Raw genomic sequence first — 4,661 nt, forward strand, 5'->3', positions numbered from 1 at the left:
GCGGTGCCGGCGTATGCGGCGTAAAACCGCCCCATGGGCGTGCCGCCGTGTACCGTGTCGCGGACCAATACCAGCTCCTGGGCTCCGTCAGTCAATTCCATACGGCCGCTCATGGCAGCGCCGTTCCAGGGAATATAACGGTTTTTATCGGCCAAAGCGCCCCGCTCACGGGTGGGCAGGCCATAGAGCATGGAACGGAGAAACGCCAGCCAAGTGGATTTGCCGACGTTGCGCAAGGAGCAGTTGGCGTCGATCAACACGGTTTTGGGTGAATATACTACTTATTACGGCGGCGATGAAAACCGCAGCGCCAACATTTATAAAGGAAGCGCTGCCATTTCCGGGACTTTGTTGGCGCCTGGTGAAACCTTCTCGTTCAATGACACGACTGGCTTACGTACATATGAGGCCGGTTATTTATCGGCGCCTGTTTTTATTAATGGAGAACTGGTTCCCGACGCCGGCGGCGGTATTTGCCAAGTCAGCACGACCATGTTTAATGCGGTCCTTTTGGCGGGGCTTGACGTGGTGCAGCGCACACCGCATTTTGCACCGGTCGGTTACACAGAAATCGGGCGGGACGCGACCGTAGCGGATAATTCCATTGATTTTATATGGGTCAACTCAGCGAAGTCACCGGTGTATGTTATGGCGACAGCCGGCGGCGGTGCGATTAATGTGAAAATTTTGGGAAATAGTGATGATCGTCCTGCGGGAGTCGCGATTACAACAGAACCTGCGAAAGTTTTACCGCATGAGAAAAAAGAAATGGTGGTAAATGATCAGAAAGAGGATGTTGTAGAAGAGAAAGGTCATGACGGCTACTCTGTCGTAGTGCATCGTCGTGTCAGCTGGAGTGACGGACGGGCACTTACGGACACATTTTATTCCGTATACGACCCGGTTACGACGATCACAAAGCTGTCGCCGCAGGAGGCGCAAAAACGCGCGGCATTACTGGCGAAAGCTAAGACGGAATACAAACAGGGAAAAGATCGTGAAGCATCCGAAGCGAAAAATAAAATTCAGACGTAAGGGGGTACCGATAGGCATTGCGAAAGTATAAATTTGTTCCTCGAAAACCGGCAACATTTAAAGAATTAGTTGTCGACATCCATGGAAAAACTTGGGAAATCACAAAGACAGCGGACTTTACGCCGCAAAAAATAAATGAATTTGTACCGCCGGCCGTGACGCTAAAAGTAGACGGTGAAACAGTCACGCTTACGGTGCTTCCCGGTTCGACTGACGAAAATAGCGCGGCTCCGGCGGACAAAGTGGCGCCGGCTTCGTTTGTGCAGGGAAATGGGGCATCACAAGAAGAGGTAACCTCAGAACTGACGTCGACAGAAGAGGTGCCTCCCGAACCAGAAACCAAGGGTGCCGATGCGACACCGTCCGTAAGCACGACGGATATGGTAAGCAACTGGCAAAGTTTGCTGTATGATGATCGATTTTTGCAGGCGCGTGCCCAAGTTAAAGCCGGCGGTGATCCGGAGCTTTTGATCGGCAAGCGCAAAATCAAAGCGACACCGCTTGCGATGCGGGAAATTCACGAAGAGATGGCCACTGTTGTCGTAGAGGGGGATGTTGTATCGGCTGAAGTTCGCGAATTGCGGACAGGTCGCAAACTGCTTAAATTAAAAATGGCCGATGACACGAACGGTCTGGCGGCGCAGTATTTTTTTGAAAAAGGAGAGGATACTTCCTGTTTGGAAAAAAACCTTTGCCGCGGCAAACGTGTACGGGCGCGCGGCGAAGTGCGCCAGGATAAATATTCGGGCGGTTTGGTTATGCAGCTTTCCAATTTGATGCTGGTACCGACCGAAATGTGCAGTCATGCAGATGACCATCCGACACCGCGCGTCGAACTGCACCTCCACACTAAAATGAGTACGGACGCGCTGATTGATGTGGACCGTCTGTTGACCACGGTAAAAGAATGGAATCATCCCGCGGTCGCCATTACCGATCATGGTGTTGTCCAATCGTTCCCTATTGTGCAGGCATTGGCAGCGGAAAAAGGTGTCAAAGTCATTTACGGGATGGAAGGCTACCTGATTGAAGATATCCCGGCGGATATTACGCGCGATCAGCAAAAATATACTCATATTATTTTATTGGCGAAAAATCGCGTCGGTTTGCAAAACTTGTACCGATTGGTTTCGCTTTCGCATTTGCGGTATTTCAAAAAACGACCGCTCATTCCGCGAGCGATTTTAGATGAAAACCGCGAAGGATTAATCGTCGGTTCTGCCTGCGTTGCGGGGGAACTGTTCCGTGCCGTTTTGGACGATTTGCCGCGCTCGGAGCAACTGCGAATTGCCAGTTACTACGATTATTTGGAAATTCAGCCGATCGGGGACAATCGCTTCCTCTTACAGGATGATCGCTATCCCGACGTAAAAACGGATCGCGATTTGCAGAAGCTGAATGAAGTTATAGTCAGTCTGGGGGAAGAGCTAAATTTACCGGTCTGTGCAACTTGCGATTCGCATTATTTGTTTGATGAAGATAAAATCTATCGCGAGATTTTACTCAGCAAATGGGGTAAATCCGGTGAGCCCGAACAATTGCCGGACCTTTATTTGCGTACGACGGTAGAAATGCTGGAAGAGTTTTCTTACCTAGGCGAGGCGAAAGCATTTGAAGTCGTCGTCAGCAATACCCGTGGAGTAAGCGAACTGGTGGAAGATTTTGCACCGCTTCCTGCTGACGGAAAATTATATTCACCCCAGATCAGCGGCTCGGACACCGAGCTCGAACGCATGTGCTATGCAAAAGCAAAACGCCTTTACGGTGACCCTTTGCCGGAGATCGTAGATGAACGATTGAAAAGTGAACTCGAAGCGATTATAGGCAATGGTTTCGGTGTCTTGTATTACATCGCGCATAAGTTGGTAGCCCACTCTTTAGGAGATGGTTATCTCGTCGGTTCGCGCGGTTCAGTCGGTTCGTCCTTTGTGGCAACCATGGCAGATATTACGGAAGTAAATCCGTTGCCGCCGCATTATTTGTGTCCGCAATGTCAATATAGCGAATTCATCACGGACGGATCCGTCGGCGGCGGATTCGATCTTGCGGATAAAGCATGTCCCAAATGTGGCGCGACATTGCACAAAGACGGTCACAACATTCCGTTTGCCGTATTCTTGGGGTTCGAAGGGGATAAGGTACCGGATATTGATTTGAACTTTTCCGGTGATTATCAGCCGCAAGCGCATAAATATACGGAAGAATTATTCGGACGTGATAATGTGTTTCGCGCCGGAACAATCAGCGGAATTCAAGATCGCACCGCTTTCGGCTATGTCAAAAAGTACGCGGAGCAAAGGCAATTGGTGACGAATGATATCTACGCGGAGAGTTTGCTGACCGGTATTACCAAAGTCAAAAACACTACCGGCCAGCATCCGGGCGGTATTATGGTCTGTCCCCGCGATATGGATATTTTGGCATTTACGCCGATTCAGCATCCGGCTAACAAAAAAGAGTCAGGCATCATCACGACTCATTTCGACTACCATTCCATCGAAGGCCGTATGGTCAAACTCGATATTCTAGGGCATGATGACCCGACCGTCATTCGTATTTTGGAAGATTTGACGGGCATCAAACCATCGGAAATTCCCTTTGATGATCCCGCAACCATCAGTCTCTTTTCTTCGACGGAAGCGCTGGGGCTGACACCGGAGCAATTAAATGGAGATACCGTCGGGACGCTGGGGATTCCGGAATACGGCACGCAATTCGTACGCCAGATGCTGGAAGATACGCACCCGCAAAACTTCAGTGAATTGGTTCGTATCAGCGGCTTTTCTCATGGCACGGATGTGTGGCTTAATAATGCCAAGGATTTGATTACGGCCGGTGAAGTCAAGCTGGAAGATGCGATTTCGACCCGTGATGACGTGATGAACTATTTAATTCAGCACGGTGTGGCCCCCAAAATTGCGTTCAACGTCATGGAAAATGTTCGGAAAGGACGCGGTCTCGAAAAGAAAAATAAACAGGGGCAACCTGTCAGCAAAAACGAAGAAGCTCTGCGCAAAGAAAAGATTCCGGAATGGTTCATCAATTCCTGCAAAAAAATCTCGTATCTTTTTCCACGGGCGCACGCGGTGGCATATGTCATGATGGCATTTCGTATTGCCTGGTTTAAAATTTATCATCCGCTGGCGTTTTATGCAGCATACTTTACCGTACGTGCGCGCGGTTCTTTTGACGGCAAGGCGATTTTGCCGGGGTTGGCGAGCCAAGAAAAAATGTGGAAATATATTCAGGCCAAAGGCCGCGACGCCAGTGCGGTAGAAAAGGATTCCGCTACGAATATTGAAGTGGCGATGGAAATGGCGCAACGCGGTTTCCGTTTTAAACCCATCGATCTTGCCCGTTCCCACGTGCGCGATTTTGTGGTGGAAGATGGGATGTTGTTACCGCCGCTTTCCTGCGTACCGGGACTTGGCGAAACCGTAGCGGAAGAAATTGTGGCGGCGCGTGAAAACGGACCGTTTACATCAAAAGAAGACCTGCGTAAACGCGGTAAGGTCAGCCAGACGATTGTGGAAACACTAACGGAAATGGGCGCCTTGGAGGGAATGCCTGATGAAGAACAATTAAATTTATTTGGTTAATCCTACACTTGCGGGCTTACCGTAAGC

Annotated in this window: 2 protein-coding genes; both read left to right on the forward strand. The window is 49.9% G+C overall.

Annotated elements, in window-relative coordinates:
• The first annotated feature begins 189 nt into the window (after window positions 1-189).
• Window positions 190-1,035 carry a VanW family protein gene (locus tag KH813_RS06050; RefSeq protein WP_303994457.1) on the forward strand — a complete coding sequence of 282 codons (846 nt, stop codon included), beginning with the start codon at window positions 190-192 and terminating at the stop codon, window positions 1,033-1,035.
• 17 nt (window positions 1,036-1,052) lie between these two features.
• Window positions 1,053-4,634: a PolC-type DNA polymerase III gene (locus tag KH813_RS06055; RefSeq protein ID WP_303994458.1), complete on the forward strand. Its 3,582-nt coding sequence runs from the start codon at window positions 1,053-1,055 to the stop codon at window positions 4,632-4,634.
• The last annotated feature ends 27 nt before the right edge of the window (window positions 4,635-4,661 follow it).

Source organism: Negativicoccus succinicivorans (genome assembly GCF_018373335.1).
GTDB lineage: Bacteria > Bacillota > Negativicutes > Veillonellales > Negativicoccaceae > Negativicoccus > Negativicoccus succinicivorans_A.